A 19244-nucleotide genomic window follows, 5' to 3' on the forward strand; every position below is an offset into this window, starting at 1 on the left:
TCAGGCCGGCTTCGGGGCAGGCACCTTCGCCGTGAACTGCTCCGCCTGCAGCGCATACAACTCCGCGTAGACACCGCCCCCGGCCAGGAGTTCCTCCGGAGTGCCGGACTCCACCAGCCGCCCGTGCTCCAGTACGTGCACCAGGTCGGCATGGCGGACCGAGGCCAGCCGGTGGGTGATCAGAACGACCGTCTGACCGCTGCCCGCCAGCGCCCGGATCTTGTCGAACACCTCCAGCTCGGCCCGTGCGTCCAGCGCCGCCGTCGGCTCGTCCACGATCAGGATGCGCCCGCGCCGGTAGGCCGCCCGGGCGATGCCGAGGCGCTGCCACTGGCCGCCGGACAGCTCGTGGCCGCCGCTGAAGTTGCGCGCCAGCAGCGTGTCCAGGCCGCGCGGCAGATCCGCCACCACCTCCTCGGCCCCCGCCTCGGCGATCGACGTGGCCAGGCGTTCCTCGGTCAGGGGCGCGGAGGAGCGGCCGACGGCCACGTTCACCCGCGCGGTGAACGGCCAGCGCTTGAAGTCCTGGGCGACCATCGCGACGCGCTCGGCGAGCAGCCGCCGGTCGGCGCTCGCGGCGTCGACACCGTCCCACAGGATCCGGCCCCGGTCCGGTGTGTACAGCCCCGCGAGCAGCTTGACCAGGGTGGTCTTGCCCGAGCCGTTCTCGCCGACGAGCGCGATGATCCGGCCGAGCGGGAGCGTGAGGCTCACATCGTCGAGGGCGGGGTGGGCCGCCTCGCCCGGATAGCTGAACGTGACGTTCTCGAACCGGATCTCCCGTGGCTCCTCGGGCAACGGCGCGCCCCCGACCGGGATCGCCCGCTCGGCCGCCTCGGCGTACAGCCGCTGCAGATCGCCCACGAAGAGGGCCTCCTCGTGCAGCTCGTTGATCTCCAGCACCAGCGTGTCCAGGCTCGCCGACCCGGTACGGATCGCGATCACCGCCGTACCGGCCACGGACAGGGCCATCGCGCCGCCCAGCAGCAGCGCGCCCAGCGTGGCGTACGTCGCGACGGTCGCGAGCCCCGTCCAGGCGGCCGCGATCAGACCGGTCCGGGCGGCCAGCCGGGACAGCCGGGCCTGCTCCGCCTCGGCGGTCTCCGACATGGAGCGGAAGTGCCGCAGCAGGAACGGGCCGACGCCGTGCACCCGGATCTCCGGGGCCGCGGCGGGTTCGGTGAGCAGGTTGCCGATCAGATGGCCGGCGCGGGCGTGCTGCACCCAGGTGTGGAAGGACTCGTAGCGGCGGCGGGCGTTGGTCAGGGCGCCCCAGGCGCTGGGCAGGGTCATGGTGACCAGCAGCGGCAGCAGCGCCGGATGCAGCACGGTGAGCACACCGGCCGCAGCGATCAGGGAGATCACCGCGTTGATGACCCGGGCGCCGATGGAGATCATGCCGCGGGCGGACCGGGCGCCGTACTGGGCGGTGTCCAGCAGCTTGTGGAAGGCGTGGTCCTCGATCGCGGCCAGCTCCACGTTGGCCGCCCGCTCCAGGTACAGCTCGGTCGCCACCCGCTCCACCTTGGGCTCCAGCCGTCCGGTGGCATAGGTCGACGCGGCCCGCAGCAGCGCCGCGACCAGCATCACGGCGGCCATGACGGCCAGGGCGGGGGCGGCCGCGCGCAGCCGCTGCGCGATGTCGGGCCCGGCGAGCAGCTTTCCGAGCGCGCTGTTCACGGCCAGCAGGCTCGCCGCCTGGGCCACGCCCCGGGCCAGCTCGGTGGCCAGCACGATCCGGGCCGCCCGTGGGTCCGCCTGCCGGGCCAACCGCAGGCTGGACGCCAGCATGCCGGGCAACCGGACCACCATCGCCCGGAAGCTCAGTTCCAGAAAGGCGTCCGCATGCTCGTTCCACCCCATGTCGTACCGCAGTGGCCCCCCGAACAGCAGCTGCTCCGACCCCGAGACCTCGGAGCCACCCGCCTCGCGCTTCTTCCTCACCGCGCCCCTCCCCCTGGCCCATGACCGAACGGCCACTATCGCGGGCGGACCGGCGATGGGGCAGGGCGCGAGAGGTGGTGGCGGGGGCGCGCAGGGGGTGCGGCGGTGGAGGGGTGGCGGGCGTGGGCCGTCGGGTTGTGGCGCCGGCTGAGTGAGGGGTCTTGGCGCGTGGCGGTCATCGGGTCGGGGCCGGGACGCGGGGCTGTCGCGCCCGGCGAGCCAGGGGACCCAGGGCTGCGGCGTCCGCCCGGCGAGGAGGGCCCACGGCTGCGGCGTCCGCCGAGGGAGGCGGCGCCGGTCACGAGGAGCCCCGGGCGAGAGTCCCGCACCTCACCTCACCCACCGGCCGAAGCCGGCGCAGCCTCACGCCGAGACGGCTCGGGACCAGTCCGGGGTGGTCCCCGTCACCCGGCACAGGGCCAGGTACAGGGGGATCGGCGGGGTGTAGGGGACCGTGCCCTCGGGTCGGTGGATCAGGCGGGCGGTGGCGGGGACCAGGGCGCCGGGGGCGTACTGGGCGGGGGCCGGCCAGGGGAGGGCGTAGTCGGAGTCCGACGGGACGATCCACCACCAGTGCGTGCCGTCGGCGTACACGCAGCCCACCCGCGGCAGCCGCGGGACGATCAGTGGTCCGAGGCGGTCGGGTACGGCCACGGCGTCACAGCCCAGCGGTGACGTCATGCCCTCCGGTACCTGCAGGCGACGGACCGTGGCCGGTGTGTGCTGCCGGCGTCCGAGGCGGACCAGGGTGTCCAGGCCGAGCGGCCGGCCGGACTCGTCGGCGCCGCTCACGGCCGCTCCCACGCGCGCCGCTGCTCCGGGGCCCGGTGCCGGGCCTGTGCCTCTTCCTCCTCGCCCGGACCGGGCGGCGGGCCGTCCGGCTTGGGGCGGGCGCCCCAGCCCAGGTCGTTGCGCGGCTCCACGGTGCCGCGGGCCGCGTCGGTCTGGCGGGCCAGCTCGGCCCAGACCAGCAGCCCCGGACCGTGTTCCTGCGCACCCCACGCCTGGCACAGTGCGTCGACGAGGAGCAACCCCCTCCCGTGCTCCTCGTCGGGGCGCTGCGGGGACGGGTGGGGCTCGCCGGGCGCGCAACCCTCGTCACGCACGGCTATGCGCACCATGTCGTCGTGGTCGTGCAGCTCGCACACCACGCGACTGCTCGCGGTGTGCACGATGGCGTTGGTGACCAGCTCAGATATGACGAGGGCCGCGTTGTCGCAGGTGTCCGCGCACACCGACCAGCCGGTCAGCCGGGCACGCGTCAGGCGTCTCGCCTGGGCGGGGGAACCCGGATGTGCGGCCAGCTCGAAGCGGAACCGGCGCTCGGCAGCGCCCCCACCAGGGGCTGCTCCCGTTGCCGCACCTGGACCAAGGCGGTCTGCGGCGGCGTCTGTTCCTAAGGGCGCGGACGGAATCACGCTTGCCACTATCTCCCCGGCGTGGACACTTGGCAAGTGTCACTATGAAAAATGCAGAGTGCTGTGTGACTCGGTCAACGGCCGTGGCACACTGCTCGCAACAGCACCTCGAGCGGCGCCAATTGGGACCGTCGTCGATCCGGCCGGATCTTCGAATGAGTCTTCGAACGGCGCCGCAGGGCTGTCGGGATTCTTTTGCCGGAGCGGACTCTTGTGTCGGAGGTGGGAGCGTGAGCGAGCCGCGGTCCGCGCCGACCGTGGGCCAGGTGGTCCTCGGCCGGCGCCTGCTGGACCTGCGGGAGCGCGCCGGGTTGAAGCGCGAGGAGGCCGCCCATGTGCTCCGCGTCGCCCCCGCCACCATCCGCCGTATGGAGATGGCCGAGGTCGCCCTCAAGATCCCGTACCTGCAACTGCTGCTGAAGGCCTATGGAGTTCCCGAAGCCGAGGCCGACGTCTTCGTCCAACTGGCCGAGGAGGCCAACAAGCCCGGTTGGTGGCAGCGGTTCCACGACATCCTGCCGGGCTGGTTCTCGATGTACGTCAGCCTGGAGGGCGCGGCCGGCCTCATCCGCTCCTACGAGCCGCACTTCGTCCCCGGCCTGCTGCAGACCGAGGACTACGCGCGCGGCGTACTGAAGTCGGGTGCCATCGGCCAGACCAGCCCCGACGACATCGAGCGCCATGTCGCGCTGCGCATGCAACGCCAGGAACTGCTCACTCGTACCGACGCCCCCCGTTTCTGGGCGGTGATGGACGAGACGGCCCTGCGCCGCCCGGTCGGCGGCCCGGAGGTGATGCGTACGCAGATCGAGAAGTTGCTCGAGGCCACGACGCTGCCGAATGTGACGCTCCAGGTCGCCCCGTTCGCCAACGGGCCCCACCCGGGGACGTACGGACCCTTCGTCCTGTTCCGATTCGCCATGCCGGAACTCCCGGACATGGTCTACAGCGAGTACCTGACCGGCGCGGTCTACCTGGACGCGCGCTCCGAGGTGGCGACCCACCTGGAGGTCATGGACCGCATGGCGGCGCAGGCCGCCACGGCACAACGCACGAAGGAGATCCTCCAGGATCTCCGCAAGGAGCTGTGAATGGATCACATAGAGCCGCGCACTCGCGTCTACAACGGCATGCCCGCACGGGAGTTGGGCAGCGAGGGGTGGCACAAGCCCTGGAGCGGCGGCAACGGCGGAAACTGTCTGGAGGCGATGAAGCTCGCCGACGGCCGGATCGCCGTACGGCAGTCGACCGACCCGGACGGACCGGCGCTGATCTACACCACGGACGAGATGACCGCGTTCATCGAGGGCGCCAAGGCGGGGGAGGCCGACTTCCTGCTCTCCTGAACCGCCCGATGGTTATTGCTTCTTGCTCGACTTGCCCAAGACTCCCACCCTGGTGGCAGCACCCCGCAACAACGCCTCAGGCGCCGCTCCGTAGGCGTGTTCCGGCGGCGTGGCGTACCCGACCACCAGGCCGTAGGCCGTCGGCATGCGCGTCTGCGGGTGCCGGAACGCGGCCGGTCCGTCCTTACGGCCAGCACGAGGAACCGGGCGGCGCCGGCGACCGTGAAGGTGGCGGGAACGGACGAGAGGCGCCGGTGACGTCCGCCGGCCGGTGTCGTCGCCGACGTGCCTCCGGCGCCGTGGCCCCCTTGAGTCAACGCCCACTTGACCCCGCCGCGACGGCGCGTCACCGCGACGGCGGGAACCAGCGGCGCCGGACGATCCGCAACCCCCGCTTCCTCACACGGCCATCGGCCGGTCGTGCGCGGATATCGGCGCCGGCAGCCGTGAACTCCCCGTCAGGTAACGGTCCACGGCTGCCGCCACCGCCCGCCCCTCCGCGATCGCCCACACGATGAGCGACTGCCCGCGCGCCGCGTCGCCGGCGGCGAACACGCCGGCGACGTTGGTCGCGAAGCAGCCGTCGCGGGCGATCGTGCCTCGCGGCTCCATCAACAGCCCCAGCTGGTCGACCAGCCCGTCCTCCCGGTCGGGCCCGGAGAAACCGAGGGCCAGCAGCACCAGGTCGGCGGGCAGCGTCCGCCCGGTGCCCTGCACCGGCTGCCGCCGCTCGTCCACCTCGACCAGGTGCAGCGATCGAACGTGCCCGCTGTCGTCCCCGACGAAGCGGAGCGTGGACGCCGCGAACAGCCGTGCGTCCGCGTCCGCCGCCGGAGCCGTCCGCAGGTCCCGTGCCTCCTCGTGCGCGGCGGACAGCCGGTAGAGCTTCGGGTACGTCGGCCAGGGCTCGGCCTCCTCGTCGCGCTCGGTACCCGGCTGCGCGTAGATGTCCAGCTGGGTCACCGACGCGGCCCCCTCGCGCACCGCGGTCCCCAGACAGTCCGCCCCGGTGTCGCCGCCGCCCACGATCACCACATGCTTTCCGGCCGCGGACAGCGGCGAGGCCTCCAGATCCCCCTCGCACACCCGGTTGGCCAGCGGCAGGTACTCCATCGCCTGGTGTATCCCGGTCAGCTCCCGGCCCGGCACCGGAAGTTCCCGCCACTCCGTCGCACCCGTGGCCACCACCACCGCGTCGTAGCGGGTCCGCAGATCGTCCGCCGGGACATCCCGCCCGACCACCGTCGACGTACGGAACCTCGTCCCCTCGGCCCGCATCTGCGCGAGCCGCCGGTCCAGATGCCGCTTCTCCATCTTGAACTCGGGGATGCCGTACCGCATGAGCCCCCCGATCCGGTCGTCCCGCTCGTACACGGCGACGGTGTGCCCGGCCCGGGTCAGCTGCTGGGCCGCGGCGAGCCCGGTCGGCCCGGAGCCGATCACCGCGACGGTCTTCCCCGACAGCCGGTCCGGGGGCCGCGGCGGGGTGAAACCCTCCTGCCACGCCCGGTCGGCAATCGCGCACTCGACGTTCTTGATGGTCACGGCCGGCTGGTTGATCGCCAGCACACACCCGGCCTCGCAGGGCGCCGGACACAGCCTTCCGGTGAACTCGGGGAAGTTGTTCGTCGCGTGCAGCCGGTCGCTCGCCGCGCGCCAGTCCTCGCGGGAGACCAGGTCGTTCCACTCGGGGATCAGATTGCCCAGCGGGCAGGCCTCGTGGCAGAACGGGATGCCGCAGTCCATGCAGCGGTCCGCCTGCTTGCTGATGATCGGCAGCAGCGCTCGCGGGACGTAGACCTCGTCCCAGTCCCGGACCCGTTCCTCGACAGGCCGCCGCGGCCACTCCTGGCGCGGCGTGGTCATGAACCCCTTGGGATCGGCCATGGTCGTCTTCCTCGCGTACGTGTACCGGAGGTACTCGATGTACGACGGGCCGTGCGTCATCGGGCGGCACTCTTTCGGCCACGATACGTCCACCCCGACACACACGCAGAGTGGCGGACAGCGCTTTCTGGCGGGATTCCCTCAGCGCCCGGCCCGCCGGCTCCCCGATCCCGCACAGGGGAGGCTCAGACGAGGGTCAGCACGTACACGACGGCGGCCGCGGCGGAGGCGACCGTGCGGACGTGGTTCCAGAACGTCCACTCGCGCACGTACTGCGGCCAGTACGCCGTGGCCTCGGGGCTGCCCGGGGCCATCCGGGCCAGCCTGTCGTTGCGGGGCACGTTCGCGGCCATGGTCAGCCCGAAGGAGCCGAACAGGTACAGCGCGCTGCCCAGCAGCAGCTCCAGCTTCCCCTCGTCCGGCCACACCACGAACGTCACCACCGCGGTTGTCGCGCACAGCACCGCCGAGCCGACGAACACCAGCATGAAGGCGGGCCGCACGGCGGCCACGTTGATCGCCTTCATCGCGGCGACGCCCTGCGCCGGAGGCAGCGCGGCCAGCCCGCGCATCACGAAGGTCGAGAACCCGCAGAACACCCCGGCCACCAGCCCGGTCCCCAGCACACCCAGCACGGCCAGCACGAAGAACGGCCCATCGATCACGGTCACACCCCACTTCCAGCTCGTCCCGGGCCGAGACCCGGCCTCAGCGCTCCCTTCCAGTGAATGCACAGTTCGCCGAGGCGACCATGGCCGAGGGACGCAGGCGCATACGCGGGCGTCCAGCCCCGCTGCCCTGCCGCAGGCATCCTCAGCCGACGTCGGCCTCCTCCGCCCACCCCTGCAGCACACTCTCCACGGCCGCCGCGATCCGCCGCCGCGCCTCGAACCTCGACACCCCGCTCATCAGCAGCTGGTCGTACGGCGTGTCCACGTGCCGTATGCCCGCCACGACAGCCGAGATCACCGCCCCCTCCGACAGCGCCCGCCCGGCCGCACTGCGCCCGACCCGCCCGCTGCCCCGCACCGACGCATGCGCCGCGATCGCCCGGGCCCGCTCGGCCGGGCACCCCGGAAACAGCCGCAGGATCTCCCCCGCGAACGCCGCCACGAACCGCTCGTCCTCCGCCGCCCTGCGCCGGGCGTCCCGGGCCCGCCGCCGACGCCGCGCCTCCGCGTCCGCCAGGCACCGCGCCTCGGCCCGGGCCAGCGCCGCCTCCTCCACGAGAACGCCCTGCCGCTCGTACCGGCTCTTGCGCCGGTTGAACCGCACGACCACCACCGAGAGCGTGCTCTCTTCCCGTGCCCGGCGGGTCAGTGCGGTGTCGCCCCGCGGCAGGAACACCAGGTGTCCCAGGTCGGCGCAGTGGAGGCAGCGCGGCACGCCGTCCTCCAGCACGAGCAGCGAGAGCGGCCCACGCCGGCACCCCGCGCAGCGCTTGCCCCGCAGCGGCTGGACGGCAACAAGTCCGCTGGGGACCCGGGGAGTTGAAGAAGGTGCCATACGCCCTTCTTTCCCCGTCTGCGCCCACCGCTCCCACACCCGACCGGCCGCACCCACACCTTCTCCCGGAAGCTGAACACCGACACCTGCGCACGGTGCCGCACCTGGGTGGCGACCACTTCCACCCCGGCCACCGTGCGGTCCGTGCACGACGGCCAGGACTCACCGCCCGGGACCCGCTCTCCGCCCACCCGCGCTACCGGCCGGCCGGCCGGTGCCCCGCCCTGCTCGCCGTGCCCGGCGGGCGCGAGCATCGCCCGGCCGACGGCCTCGCCACCGCGTTCCGGCAACCGCCGGAGACCGGTGGTGTGCGCCGGTGGCCCTCGGTGCGGGGCCGGGCGACTGTCCCGGCGGCCGTCGCCCGCTTTGCCGGTCTCGCCACCGCGCTCCGGTAACCGCCGACGACCCAGGCGTGCGCCGGCGACCCGTGGTGTGCGCCGGCGACCCGGGTCCGGGATCGGACGGCCGTCCCGGTGGCCGTCGCCCACCCTGCCGACCTGGCCCGCCGATCCCTCCCGGCATCATGGGGGTTGTGCGACTCGAAGCGATCACCTGGGACCGGCTCGCCGAGCTGCTCGCCGACCGGCTGCTCGAGCTGCAGCCGGCCGACGGGGGTGCCTGGCCGCGCGTCGGCTTCGACGGGGCGCCGGCCGCCCGACCGGTGGACCTCGCCGAGCGCGTCGCCGAAGCGCTGCGCGTGCGCGGTCGGCCGTCACTCGTCGTCGGCGCCGAGGGCTTTCTGCGCCCTGCCTCTCTCCGCCTGGAACACGGGCGACGGGACGCGGAGTCCTACTACGACGGCTGGTTCGACACGGGCGCCCTGTGGCGCGAGGTCCTCGGCCCGCTCGACCCCGGTGGCAGCGGCCGCGTCCTGCCCGACCTGTGGGACCCGGACACCGACCGTGCCACCCGCAGCCCGTACGTCCAACTCCCACCCGGCGGGATCCTGTTGCTCCATGGCCCCCTTCTCCTGCGGCACTGGTTCCCCTTCGACCTGACCGTCCACGTCCTCCTTTCCCAAGGCGCCCTGCGCCGCCGCACCCCGGAGACCGACCACTGGACGCTCCCCGCCTTCGAGCGCTACGAGGGCGAGACCGATCCGGCCGGCACCGCCGACGTCCTCGTGCGCGCCGACGATCCTCGCCACCCCGCCTGGCGCGGCTGATCCAAGCGGCTTGGCCAACCTCCCTGTGTATGCACGTGCATGTAACTAGGGTGGCGCCATGACGATCTCCTCCGGCACTCCCGTCTCCTTCGACGACTCCGTCCGCGCCCTCCTCGACGGCAAGAACTTCGCCGGCGTCGCCACCCTCGGTCCCGACGGCGCCCCGCAGAACTCGGTGGTCTGGATCAAGCGCGAGGGCGACACCGTGCTCTTCTCGTCCACCGGCGGCCGTCAGAAGGTGCGCAACCTCCGCCGTGATCCGCGCATCAGCCTGACGGTCTTCGACCTGGCCAACCCCTACCACTCCGCCGAGATCCGAGGGGTCGCCGAGATCCTGCCGGACGAGGACAAGCGGCTCCCGCACGAGCTGTCGCACAAGTACCTCGGCATCGACCCGCCGGCCGAGAAGGACGACGAGGTCCCCGTGATCATCAGGGTCGTCCCGCGGGAGGTCGTGGCCTTCTCGGCGTGAGAGGTCACAGCCAGCCGTTGCGCCTGAAGCCCCGGTACAGGACGAGACAGGCCGCCGCCATCACGCCCATCACGAGCGGATAGCCGAACCGCCAGTGCAGCTCCGGCATGTGGTCGAAGTTCATGCCGTAGACCCCGCACACCATCGTCGGTACGGCGATCACCGCCGCCCAGGCCGTGATCTTCCGCATGTCCTCGTTCTGCGCGACCGTCACCTGCGCGAGATGCGCCTGCAGGATGGAGTTGAGCAGTTCGTCGAACGCGGCTATCTGCTCCTTGGCCCGCATCAGGTGGTCGAACACGTCCCTGAAGTACGCCTGTATCTCCGGGTCGATCACCCGGATCGGCCGGGTCGCCAGATCCTCGACCGGGCGGCCCAGCGGCACCACCGCCCGCTTCAGCTCGAGGAGTTCACGCTTCAGCTGGTAGATGCGCCCCGGGTCGGCCCGCGCGCCGTTCTCCGAGAACACGTCCGTCTCGACCTGGTCGATGTCGGCCTGCACCGCGTCCGTGACGGTCAGATAGTCGTCCACGACGTGGTCGGCGATCGCGTGCAGCACCGCCGCCGGCCCCTTGGCGAGCTGCTGCGGATCCGCCTCCAACTCCTCGCGCAGCGGGCCGAGTGAGCCGTGCCGCCCGTGCCGCACCGTGATGACGAAGTCCTCGCCGACGAACACCATGATCTCGCCGGTGTCGACCACCTCGCTCGTCGCCGTCAGCTGCTCGTGCTCCACGTAGCAGACGGTCTTGAACACGGCGAAGAGCGTTTCCCCGTACCGCTCCAGCTTCGGGCGCTGATGGGCCTCCACCGCATCCTCCACCGCCAGCGGGTGCAGGTCGAACAGCTCGGCGATGCCCGCGAACTCGCTGTCCGTAGGCTCGTGCAGCCCCAGCCAGACGAACCCCTCGCCGCTCTTGCGCACCATCTCCACGGCATTCACCAGGTCGGTGCACCCCGGCACCCGGGCGCCTTCCTGGTACGTCACGCAGTTCACCACGGAGGAACCGAGCGGTGACCGGGCGGGGTGACTCAGGTCCACGCGCGGCCGCCGCCGGGCCAGCCGCGCCACCTTGCGCAGGCTGCCGACCCTGCCCAACCCCGTGACCTTCCGCAGATTCCCTGCCATGGACATCTGGATCTCCTCGCGTGGATCTCCTCGCACAACGCCTTCGCGCCTTGCCCGGCAAGTGTGCCAGCCCGGCGCAAAGCGCGGGTAAGCCTGTGGGAACGGTCTGTTCCGCTTTGTTCCCGCCTGTGGACGGAGCGTCGGCCGGTTCAACCGGTCCGGGCGAGCCGGGCGACTGGGATGATCGCGGTATGACGCCATCCGACGGGTATCTCCTGCACAACCGGCAGAACGAGGCGGGGGAGCGCTTCGACGCCTTCACCTCCCTCTTCGATCCGGTGACGTTCCGGCACCTCGAAGGACTAGGGCTCGGGCCAGGCCGACGCTGCTGGGAAGTAGGGGCCGGCGGCACCTCCGTGGTGTCCTGGCTCGCCCGGCAGGTCGGACCCACCGGGCAGGTCGTGGCGACCGACATCGACACCTCGCGGCTCGCCGCCGTGGCCCGCCCTCCGGTCGAGGTCCGCGTCCATGACGTGGGCGCGGAGGAACCGCCGGGGGACGGCTTCGACCTGGTGCACGCCCGGCTGGTCCTCGTCCATGTCCCGGACCGGGAAAGGGCCTTGCACTCCATGATCAGGGCACTGCGGCCCGGCGGAATGCTGCTGATCGAGGACGCCGACCCGGCCCTTCAGCCCCTGACCTGCCCGGACGAGCACGGCCCCGAGCAGCGGCTCGCCAACCGCCTGCGGCAGGGTTTCCGCAAGCTGCTCGCCGACCGCGGCGCCGACCTGTCGTACGGCCGCAAGCTCCCGCGCCTGCTCCGCGAGGCCGGGCTGCACGATGTGGCTGCAGACGCGTACTTCCCCGTCACCTCGCCGGCCTGTACAGCCCTGGAGTCCGCCACGGTCCGCCAGATCCGCGGCCGGCTCGTCGCCGCGGGCCTCGCCACCGACGAGGACATCGACCGCCACCTGGCCAACGTGGAGGCGGGCGGCATGGACCTGGCCACCGCGCCGATGATCTCCGCGTGGGGACGTAAGGGCTGAGCACTGACGTCCGGCTCAGAAAATGACGCCCCGCTCGGAAACCGATGTCCGGGTCGGAAACTGACGTCCGGGTCAGAGGGAGGGTGTCTTGTGGACCAGGTCGGCCAGAAGCCCTCTAGCTGTCGGTGCCCCGGTGCGGTGGCCTGCCGCCGACGCGTTCCACCGCTCGTGCTCCCGCCCGGCAGCCCTGTGCCGCCGCCTCCTCCGGATCCGCGCCCGTGAGCAGGGCGGCCAGGAACGCGCCGGTGAAGGCGTCGCCGGCGCCCGTGGTGTCCACAGGGTTCGCCGGCACGGCCGGAACCCGAGCGGCCACGGCCCCGGAACGGGCCACCAGCGCCCCGGCCACGCCCGACTTGGCCACCACCAGCGGGACGATCCGGCTCAACTTGGCCGCCGCGTCCGCCGGTTCGGGCAACCCGGTCAGCAGACACGCCTCGTCCCGGCTGGGCAGCAGCACGTCCAGCCCCTCCGTGAACGCCAGGAAACGGTCCACGCCGAGCTCCAGCAGGAAGCCCGCCGACGCCGGGTCCAGACTGACCGGCACGCCACGCTCGCGTGCCGCGGCGAGGGCCACCTCGGCGAGCGCCCGGCTCGGCTCGGTGAACAACAGATAGCCGGACAGGTGCAGCCGGGCGACCCCGTCGAGCAACGCGTCGGACCAGTCGGCGGGTTCGAGCCGCAGGGACGCCCCGCTGTCCGTGAGAAACGTGCGCTCGGCCGAGGCGCCGGTGTCGACGAGGCAGATCACCGTCCCGGTCGCCGCCTCCCGGTCGACCACCAGCCGGGGCCGCACCCCGGCCGCAAGCAGCTCCCGCTCGTGCCACTCCGCCGCGTCCGCGCCCACCCGCCCCAGCAGCCGTACGTCCGCACAGCCCGTGTGGGCCGCCCAGCAGGCCACGTTGGCGCCCGCGCCGCCCGGCAGGGTCCGGATCGCGGCGGTCGTGTCGGTGCCGGTCGCGAGCGGCCCCCGGTGCCGGGCGACGACGTCGGTGACGACGTCCCCGACGACCAGCAGCGCCCCGCCCCGGGGTGCGGGCACTACCTGGTCCACGCCGTTGCGATCCGCGCCGCCAGCCGCACATTGCCGCGCACCGCCGCCAGGTTGGCGTCCAGCGACGCCCCGTCCGTGTGCCGGACCAGGAAGTCGAGCAGGAACGGCGTGACCGCCTGCCCGGTGACGCCCTCCTCGTCACAGGCGTGCAGCGCGTCGGCGAGCACGCGCGCGTGCAGCTCCGGATCGAGCTGCTGCTCCTCCGGGACAGGGTTGGCGACGATCAGCGCCGACTCCGGCGCGTCCAGCGCGTCCTGCGCCCGCATGACCTCGGCGATCTCTTCCGGACTCTGCAGCGCCCAGTCGACCGGATGTCCGGAGTCGGACAGATAGAACCCGGGGAACCGGTCGGTGCGGTACCCGGCGACGGCCACGCCCAGCGTCTCCAGTCGTTGCAGGGTCGCCGGCACGTCCAGGATCGACTTCACGCCCGCGCACACCACCGTGATCCGGGTCCGCGCCAACAGGCCCAGGTCGGCCGACTCGTCCTGGGTCACCGTCCACTCCCGGTGCACACCGCCCAGCCCGCCCGTGGCGAACACCCGGACGCCCGCCAGTGCCGCCAGTTGCGCCGTCGCCGACACGGTCGTCGCCCCGCTCGCCCCTGCCGCCACGGCCAGCGGCAGGTCACGGTGGCCCAGCTTGCGGATGCCGTCCTCGTTCGCGACCCGCTCCAGCTGCTCCTTGTCCAGGCCGACGTGCGGGCGCCCGTCCAGGACGGCGATGGTCGCGGGGACGGCACCCTCCTGCCGCACCACGTGCTCCAGTTCCAGCGCCACCTGGAGATTGCGCGGACGCGGCAGCCCGTGCGCGATGATCGTGGACTCCAGGGCCACCACCGGCCGCCGCGCGTCGATCGCTTCCCGGACTTCTTCCGACACCACCAGCACCACGTGCCCGCCTCCTGTCCGTCGGTCCTTCCTCATCTCTGGCGGGCGCCACGTCCCGCTAAACGCTTGCCGTCTGTGGGAGACACCACCAGCCTGGACCGCATGACTGACCACACCACGCGTCTCGACCACGTCGTCCTGTGGGTGGCCGACCCGGTCGCAGCCGCAGGTTTCTACGAGAACGCCGTCGGCCTGGAGCCGCTGAAGGTCGCCGAGTACACCGAAGGGAAGGTGTCGTTCGTCTCTGTACGCGTCAACGAGGAGACGATCCTGGACCTCGCGCCGCACAGCCTCGTGGAGCGCATGAACATGCTGCCCGGCTCCGTCGAGAGCGCCGGCCATCCCGTCAACCACGTCTGCCTGGCCCTGTCGTCCGCCGGTTTCGACGCCCTGCGCGCCCGCCTGGCCGAACACGACGTCGCCATGTCCGACATCGGCCACGACTCCTCCGGTGCCCGCGGGAACGCCACGCGGAACTTCTACTTCCGGGACCCGGACGGCAACGTCTTCGAGGCCCGGCACTACGCGTAACCGTAGTCGGGGCGTGCGGACCCGCTGCCTCAGAACAGCGGCTCGGGCAGCACGCCCTCCAGGGCGAGCAGCTTCCGCTTGGTCTCCAGACCGCCACCGAAGCCGCCGATGCCGCCGTCGCTCTCGACCACCCGGTGGCACGGCACGACGACCGGCAGCGGATTGGCGCCCATGGCCGCACCCACCGCCTGCGCCCCGCCCGGCTGCCCGACCCGGCCGGCCAGATCGCCGTACCCCACCACCGTGCCGTACGGGACCCCGGAGGCCAGCTCACGCAGCACCTGCCGGTTGAAGCCCGAGATGAGCGACCAGTCCAGGGGCAGGTCGAAGTCGTGGCGCTCGCCCGCGAAGTACGCCTGGAGCTGCCGTATCGCCTCGGCAAGCAGCGGTGAGTCCGGGTCCTCCACAGGTGCGGTGCCCAGCCGGGCCGCCAGCCGCTCCAGGGACCGCTCGCGCACCACGTCCGTGGCGTGGAAGACGACGTTGACCAGTCCTTCGCGGGTCGCCGCCAGCATCAGCGGGCCGATGCCGGTGCCCATGACGGCCCACACGACCCGCTGCTCGTCCTGCCCATGGCTGTCCATGCGCCCACCGTACGACCCGCCACTGACAACGCCCGCCGCACCGCGGTCCCGGCTCAGCCCGTGCTCAGCGCCGTCCGGACCACGTCGGGCTTGTTGGTGATGAGCCCGTCGACGCCGTAGCCCGCGGCCTTCCATGCGGTGGTCGCGTCGTCCACCGTCCAGGCGAACACCCCGAGCCGCCTGCCGTGCGGTCCGGTGACGGCATGCACTGCGGAGACGTAACGGGCGGAGATCGACCCGTACGAGGGATTGATCAGGTCGCTGAAAAGCGCGTACTTGCGCAGCTGCGCCACGGACGGCGTGCCGAGGTAGGCGGTGGTGAGAGCCGGCTTCAGCTTGTGCACGGTACGCACGCTGTCCGCGTCGAAGCTCTGCACGATCAGCCGTCCGAGGTGCCGCCGGTCCAGCCAGCCCTCGTTGCCGAGCAGCCGCACGGTCTGCTGCTCGATGCCGGGGTACAGCTCCGGGTTCTTGACCTCCAGGAGCAGCTTCTCGTGGTTGTGCTCGACCCGGCGCATGTACTGCTTCAGGGTGGGCACGCGCGTGCCCGCGTATGCGGGGGAGAACCAGCTGCCCGCGTCCAGCCGGGCGATCTCTGCGGCGGTGAAGTCCTTCACCTTCCAGGGCGCCCGGCCCGGGAAGACGTCCTCGACGTTCGTGGTGCGCAGCAGGCTGTCGTCGTGGATGACGACCAGTTGGCCGTCCTTGGTGCGCTGGACGTCGTTCTCGACCCAGGAGAAGCCCAGCTGCGCGGCCTTGTCGATGGAGGCCAGGGTGTTTTCGGGAGCGTAGGCGGAGGCACCGCGGTGGGCGATCACCGTGGGCTCCCCGACCTCGCCCGCCAGGGCGTCGGAGGTGGGGCTCAGCAGGGCTGCCGTCCCCAGGATCGCGGTTGCCGTGGCGGCGACTGCGCGCGCGTACATGCGGACTCCTCGCGTCGAGCGATTACCGACAGCATCAGCTTGACAGCAGAGAGTCAACGCCACGCGGGCGCAGGACGGCCACACGATGAATGGTGTCGCCCAAGTCCGCTCACGGGTGCCGCACAAGTGGGGCAAGGCCGTGTTTCTTTGCCGGAAAATCGTTCGACCCTTCCGGTGCGGGTCATACTCTCTGCGTCAACCCTGACCGCCGGCGCGGTCCTGGGACGGGGGCGCATTTCAGAAATTCCGGGACGCAACAGGGCGGAAGGGCAGCCGCGCATGCAGGGCACGGTCGACGGATTCAGCTACGGGGTCGTCACCCCGTTGGTGGCCTTTCTGATGGCCTGCCTCGGTGGCGCCCTCGGCCTGCGCTGCACCACCCGATCCCTGCTGGTCACGCACTCCTGGCGGCCCGCCTGGCTGGCCCTCGGCTCGGCCGCGATCGGCTCCGGCATATGGACCATGCACTTCGTCGCCATGATGGGCTTCACCATCAAAGAGACGCCGATCCACTACGACAAGCCGATCACCTACGCGAGCCTCGGCCTCGCCATCGTCATGGTGAGCGTCGGGATCTTCATCGTCGGCTACCGGGGCGCCACCGGCGCCGCTCTGTTCACCGGCGGCACGATCACCGGTCTGGGCGTCGCCTCGATGCACTACCTCGGCATGGCGGGCATGCACTTCGACGGGCGTTTCTCGTACAACACGCTCACCGTCGCCGCCTCCGTCGCCATAGCGGTCGTGGCCGCCACGGCCGCCCTGTGGGCGGCGGGACGCGTCCGAGGCTTCCTGTGGAGCGTCGGGGCCAGCATGGTGATGGGCCTCGCCGTCACCGGCATGCACTACACCGGTATGAGCGCCCTCGACGTCCACCTGCACAGCGCCCCCGGCTCCGCCACCAGCGGCTCACCTGCCACGGTGCTCGCACCGATGCTGATCGGCCCGCTCGCCTTCCTGCTCCTCGCCGGCGTCGTCGTGATGTTCGACCCGCTGATGGTCATGGGCAGGCCCACCCGGCGGGACGTCGAGGACAAGCCGGGCGTCCCGGCCGCCGCCGTGCCCTCCCATCAGCACCGCCCCCCGGCGCTGCACGTCGGCCACCGGCCGGTCCACGGCTCCCGGCACCACGGCTCCCGCACCCCGCAGAACCGCTGACCGGGACCCGTTGTCAGTGCGGGGTCGTACGGTGGATCCCATGCGGCCCGTTTCCCACATCGAACGCACGGTGGCGCCCTTCGAGGTCGTCAGCCCCTACCAGCCCAGCGGAGACCAGCCGGCGGCCATCGCCGAGCTGGCCAAGCGCATCGAGGCCGGTGAGAAGGACGTCGTCCTGCTCGGCGCGACCGGCACCGGCAAGTCCGCCACCACCGCGTGGATGATCGAGAAGCTCCAGCGCCCCACCCTCGTGATGGCGCCGAACAAGACGCTGGCCGCCCAGCTGGCCAACGAGTTCCGCGAACTCCTCCCGAACAACGCGGTCGAGTACTTCGTCTCGTACTACGACTACTACCAGCCCGAGGCCTACGTCCCGCAGTCGGACACCTACATCGAGAAGGACTCCTCGATCAACGAGGAGGTCGAGCGCCTGCGCCACTCGGCGACGAACTCGCTGCTCACCCGCCGCGACGTCATCGTGGTCGCCTCGGTGTCCTGCATCTATGGCCTCGGTACTCCGCAGGAGTACGTGGACCGGATGGTGCCCCTCCGGGTCGGCGACGAGATCGACCGTGACGAACTGCTGCGCCGCTTCGTCGACATCCAGTACACGCGCAACGACATGGCCTTCACCCGTGGCACCTTCCGGGTCCGCGGCGACACCATCGAGATCTTCCCGGTCTACGAGGAGCTGGCCGTCCGCATCGAGATGTTCGGCGACGAGATCGAGGCGCTGTCCACGCTCCACCCGCTCACCGGCGAGATCATCAGCGACGACCAGCAGCTGTACGTCTTCCCCGCCTCCCACTACGTCGCCGGCCCCGAGCGCATGGAGCGGGCCGTCAACGACATCGAGAAGGAGCTGGGGGAGCGCCTGTCCGAGCTGGAGAAGCAGGGCAAGCTGCTGGAGGCCCAGCGTCTGCGGATGCGCACCACGTACGACATCGAGATGCTCCGCCAGATCGGCAGCTGCTCCGGCGTGGAGAACTACTCGATGCACTTCGACGGCCGCTCGCCCGGCTCGCCGCCCAACACCCTGCTGGACTACTTCCCGGACGACTTCCTGCTCGTCATCGACGAGTCGCACGTCACCGTCCCGCAGATCGGCGCCATGTACGAGGGCGACGCCTCCCGCAAGCGGACCCTGGTCGAGCACGGCTTCCGGCTGCCCTCCGCCCTGGACAACCGCCCCCTGAAGTGGGAGGAGTTCCAGGGGCGCATCGGCCAGACGGTCTACCTGTCGGCGACCCCGGGCGCCTACGAACTGTCCCGCGGCGACGGCGTGGTCGAGCAGATCATCCGTCCCACCGGGCTCATCGACCCGGAGGTCGTGGTCAAGCCCACCGAGGGTCAGATCGACGACCTGGTGCACGAGATCCGCAAGCGCACCGAGAAGGACGAGCGCGTCCTCGTCACCACGCTCACCAAGAAGATGGCCGAGGACCTCACGGACTACTTCCTGGAACTCGGCATCCAGGTGCGCTATCTGCACAGCGACGTCGACACCCTGCGCCGCGTCGAGCTGCTGCGCGAGCTGCGCTCCGGCGAGTTCGACGTCCTGGTCGGCATCAACCTGCTCCGTGAGGGTCTCGACCTGCCCGAGGTGTCCCTGGTGGCGATCCTCGACGCCGACAAGGAGGGCTTCCTGCGCTCCGGCACCTCGCTGATCCAGACCATCGGCCGCGCGGCGCGCAACGTCTCCGGCCAGGTCCACATGTACGCCGACAAGATCACCCCGGCGATGGAGAAGGCCATCGAGGAGACCAACCGCCGCCGGGAGAAGCAGGTCGCCTACAACAAGGCCAACGGCATCGATCCGCAGCCGCTGCGCAAGAAGATCAACGACATCGTCGCGCAGATCGCCCGCGAGGAGGTCGACACCGAACAGCTGCTCGGCTCCGGCTACCGCAAGCAGAAGGACGGCAAGGGTGCCAAGGCCCCCGTCCCGTCGCTCGGCGGCAAGGCGGCCAAGGGCGCGAAGGTCGGCAAGGCCGCCAAGGGCAAGGCGGAGGCGGCGGTGCCCACGGACCGCCCGGCGGCCGAACTCGCCGAGCAGATCGAGGAGATGACGGAGCGCATGCGCGCCGCCGCCGCCGAGCTGCAGTTCGAGATCGCCGCCCGGCTGCGCGACGAGGTCTCCGAGATGAAGAAGGAACTGCGCCAGATGCGGGAGGCGGGCCTCGCCTGACCCTTCGTGACCCCGCTGGACCTCGGCATACGCGCCTCGTGTTGCAACACCGACACAAAGCGCGAGCCG

The 19244-nt window shown here is 71.6% G+C and carries 20 protein-coding genes; 9 read left to right on the forward strand and 11 right to left on the reverse strand.

Annotated features, from left to right (window positions below; all coding sequences use genetic code 11):
• From ACIF83_RS21815 to ACIF83_RS21825, 3 genes are all read right to left on the reverse strand, one after another.
• Window positions 1–1944 (reverse strand): ABC transporter ATP-binding protein, encoded by a 1944-nt coding sequence (locus tag ACIF83_RS21815; protein ID WP_393466732.1) that lies wholly within the window; start codon window positions 1942–1944, stop codon window positions 1–3.
• Window positions 1945–2307: 363 nt separating this feature from the next.
• Window positions 2308–2736, reverse strand: a complete 429-nt coding sequence (locus ACIF83_RS21820; RefSeq protein ID WP_393466735.1) for a hypothetical protein — start codon at window positions 2734–2736, stop codon at window positions 2308–2310.
• Window positions 2733–3371 carry an ATP-binding protein gene (locus ACIF83_RS21825; protein WP_393466738.1) on the reverse strand — a complete coding sequence of 213 codons (639 nt, stop codon included), beginning with the start codon at window positions 3369–3371 and terminating at the stop codon, window positions 2733–2735. The genes ACIF83_RS21820 and ACIF83_RS21825 overlap by 4 nt, the downstream gene beginning before the upstream one ends.
• Window positions 3372–3592: 221 nt before the next feature.
• On the opposite strand from ACIF83_RS21825, the gene ACIF83_RS21830 reads away from it, so the two are divergent.
• Together ACIF83_RS21830 and ACIF83_RS21835 are read left to right on the forward strand one after the other, a co-directional pair.
• Window positions 3593–4453: a helix-turn-helix domain-containing protein gene (locus ACIF83_RS21830; RefSeq protein ID WP_398138573.1), complete on the forward strand. Its 861-nt coding sequence runs from the start codon at window positions 3593–3595 to the stop codon at window positions 4451–4453.
• Complete coding sequence (locus tag ACIF83_RS21835; RefSeq protein ID WP_145875008.1) at window positions 4454–4708, forward strand: DUF397 domain-containing protein; 255 nt, start codon at window positions 4454–4456, stop codon at window positions 4706–4708.
• Between the two features lie 399 nt (window positions 4709–5107).
• Here the strand turns inward: ACIF83_RS21835 and ACIF83_RS21840 are convergent, their stop codons facing one another.
• From ACIF83_RS21840 to ACIF83_RS21850, 3 genes are all read right to left on the reverse strand, one after another.
• Window positions 5108–6595, reverse strand: coding sequence for a glutamate synthase subunit beta (locus tag ACIF83_RS21840; protein ID WP_399729440.1), 1488 nt, complete (start codon window positions 6593–6595; stop codon window positions 5108–5110).
• Window positions 6596–6780: 185 nt separating this feature from the next.
• Window positions 6781–7260, reverse strand: coding sequence for a DUF1772 domain-containing protein (locus ACIF83_RS21845; protein ID WP_393467021.1), 480 nt, complete (start codon window positions 7258–7260; stop codon window positions 6781–6783).
• Window positions 7261–7408: 148 nt separating this feature from the next.
• A complete protein-coding gene (locus tag ACIF83_RS21850; protein WP_399729110.1) occupies window positions 7409–8101 on the reverse strand; it encodes a DUF2293 domain-containing protein in 693 nt (230 codons plus the stop codon).
• Window positions 8102–8196: 95 nt separating this feature from the next.
• Here ACIF83_RS21850 and ACIF83_RS21855 point away from each other — a divergent pair, with 95 nt between their 5' ends.
• From ACIF83_RS21855 to ACIF83_RS21865, 3 genes are all read left to right on the forward strand, one after another.
• Complete coding sequence (locus ACIF83_RS21855; protein WP_393466746.1) at window positions 8197–8496, forward strand: hypothetical protein; 300 nt, start codon at window positions 8197–8199, stop codon at window positions 8494–8496.
• A 137-nt stretch (window positions 8497–8633) separates the two neighbouring features.
• Complete coding sequence (locus ACIF83_RS21860; RefSeq protein WP_399729113.1) at window positions 8634–9266, forward strand: uridine kinase; 633 nt, start codon at window positions 8634–8636, stop codon at window positions 9264–9266.
• A 58-nt stretch (window positions 9267–9324) separates the two neighbouring features.
• Window positions 9325–9738: a PPOX class F420-dependent oxidoreductase gene (locus ACIF83_RS21865; RefSeq protein WP_399729116.1), complete on the forward strand. Its 414-nt coding sequence runs from the start codon at window positions 9325–9327 to the stop codon at window positions 9736–9738.
• A 4-nt stretch (window positions 9739–9742) separates the two neighbouring features.
• On the opposite strand, the gene corA is transcribed toward ACIF83_RS21865, so the two are convergent.
• A complete protein-coding gene (corA, locus tag ACIF83_RS21870) occupies window positions 9743–10870 on the reverse strand; it encodes a magnesium/cobalt transporter CorA (RefSeq protein ID WP_393466755.1) in 1128 nt (375 codons plus the stop codon).
• 185 nt (window positions 10871–11055) lie between these two features.
• Here corA and ACIF83_RS21875 point away from each other — a divergent pair, with 185 nt between their 5' ends.
• Complete coding sequence (locus ACIF83_RS21875; RefSeq protein WP_393466758.1) at window positions 11056–11850, forward strand: methyltransferase domain-containing protein; 795 nt, start codon at window positions 11056–11058, stop codon at window positions 11848–11850.
• 115 nt (window positions 11851–11965) lie between these two features.
• On the opposite strand, the gene ACIF83_RS21880 is transcribed toward ACIF83_RS21875, so the two are convergent.
• Both ACIF83_RS21880 and ACIF83_RS21885 read right to left on the reverse strand, forming a co-directional pair.
• Window positions 11966–12901, reverse strand: a complete 936-nt coding sequence (locus ACIF83_RS21880) for a carbohydrate kinase family protein (RefSeq protein ID WP_393466761.1) — start codon at window positions 12899–12901, stop codon at window positions 11966–11968.
• Window positions 12889–13794 carry a pseudouridine-5'-phosphate glycosidase gene (locus ACIF83_RS21885; RefSeq protein ID WP_393466764.1) on the reverse strand — a complete coding sequence of 302 codons (906 nt, stop codon included), beginning with the start codon at window positions 13792–13794 and terminating at the stop codon, window positions 12889–12891. Before ACIF83_RS21885 ends, ACIF83_RS21880 begins: the two co-directional genes overlap by 13 nt.
• A 99-nt stretch (window positions 13795–13893) precedes the next feature.
• On the opposite strand from ACIF83_RS21885, the gene ACIF83_RS21890 reads away from it, so the two are divergent.
• Entirely contained in the window at window positions 13894–14322 is a 429-nt protein-coding gene (locus tag ACIF83_RS21890; protein ID WP_393466767.1) for a VOC family protein, read from the forward strand.
• Between the two features lie 29 nt (window positions 14323–14351).
• Here the strand turns inward: ACIF83_RS21890 and ACIF83_RS21895 are convergent, their stop codons facing one another.
• Together ACIF83_RS21895 and ACIF83_RS21900 are read right to left on the reverse strand one after the other, a co-directional pair.
• Window positions 14352–14906 (reverse strand): methylated-DNA--[protein]-cysteine S-methyltransferase, encoded by a 555-nt coding sequence (locus ACIF83_RS21895; protein ID WP_393466770.1) that lies wholly within the window; start codon window positions 14904–14906, stop codon window positions 14352–14354.
• A gap of 53 nt (window positions 14907–14959) precedes the next feature.
• Window positions 14960–15829: a glycerophosphodiester phosphodiesterase gene (locus tag ACIF83_RS21900; RefSeq protein ID WP_393466772.1), complete on the reverse strand. Its 870-nt coding sequence runs from the start codon at window positions 15827–15829 to the stop codon at window positions 14960–14962.
• A gap of 279 nt (window positions 15830–16108) precedes the next feature.
• Between ACIF83_RS21900 and ACIF83_RS21905 the strand changes: the two genes are divergently transcribed.
• Together ACIF83_RS21905 and uvrB are read left to right on the forward strand one after the other, a co-directional pair.
• The gene (locus tag ACIF83_RS21905; protein ID WP_393466775.1) at window positions 16109–16987 is read left to right on the forward strand and encodes an MHYT domain-containing protein; all 879 of its coding nucleotides are present in this window, start codon (window positions 16109–16111) and stop codon (window positions 16985–16987) included.
• 40 nt (window positions 16988–17027) lie between these two features.
• A complete protein-coding gene (gene uvrB / locus ACIF83_RS21910) occupies window positions 17028–19175 on the forward strand; it encodes an excinuclease ABC subunit UvrB (protein WP_393466777.1) in 2148 nt (715 codons plus the stop codon).
• The last annotated feature ends 69 nt before the right edge of the window (window positions 19176–19244 follow it).

Origin of the sequence: Streptomyces sp. NPDC085866, assembly GCF_044541035.1 — a bacterium.
GTDB lineage: Bacteria > Actinomycetota > Actinomycetes > Streptomycetales > Streptomycetaceae > Streptomyces.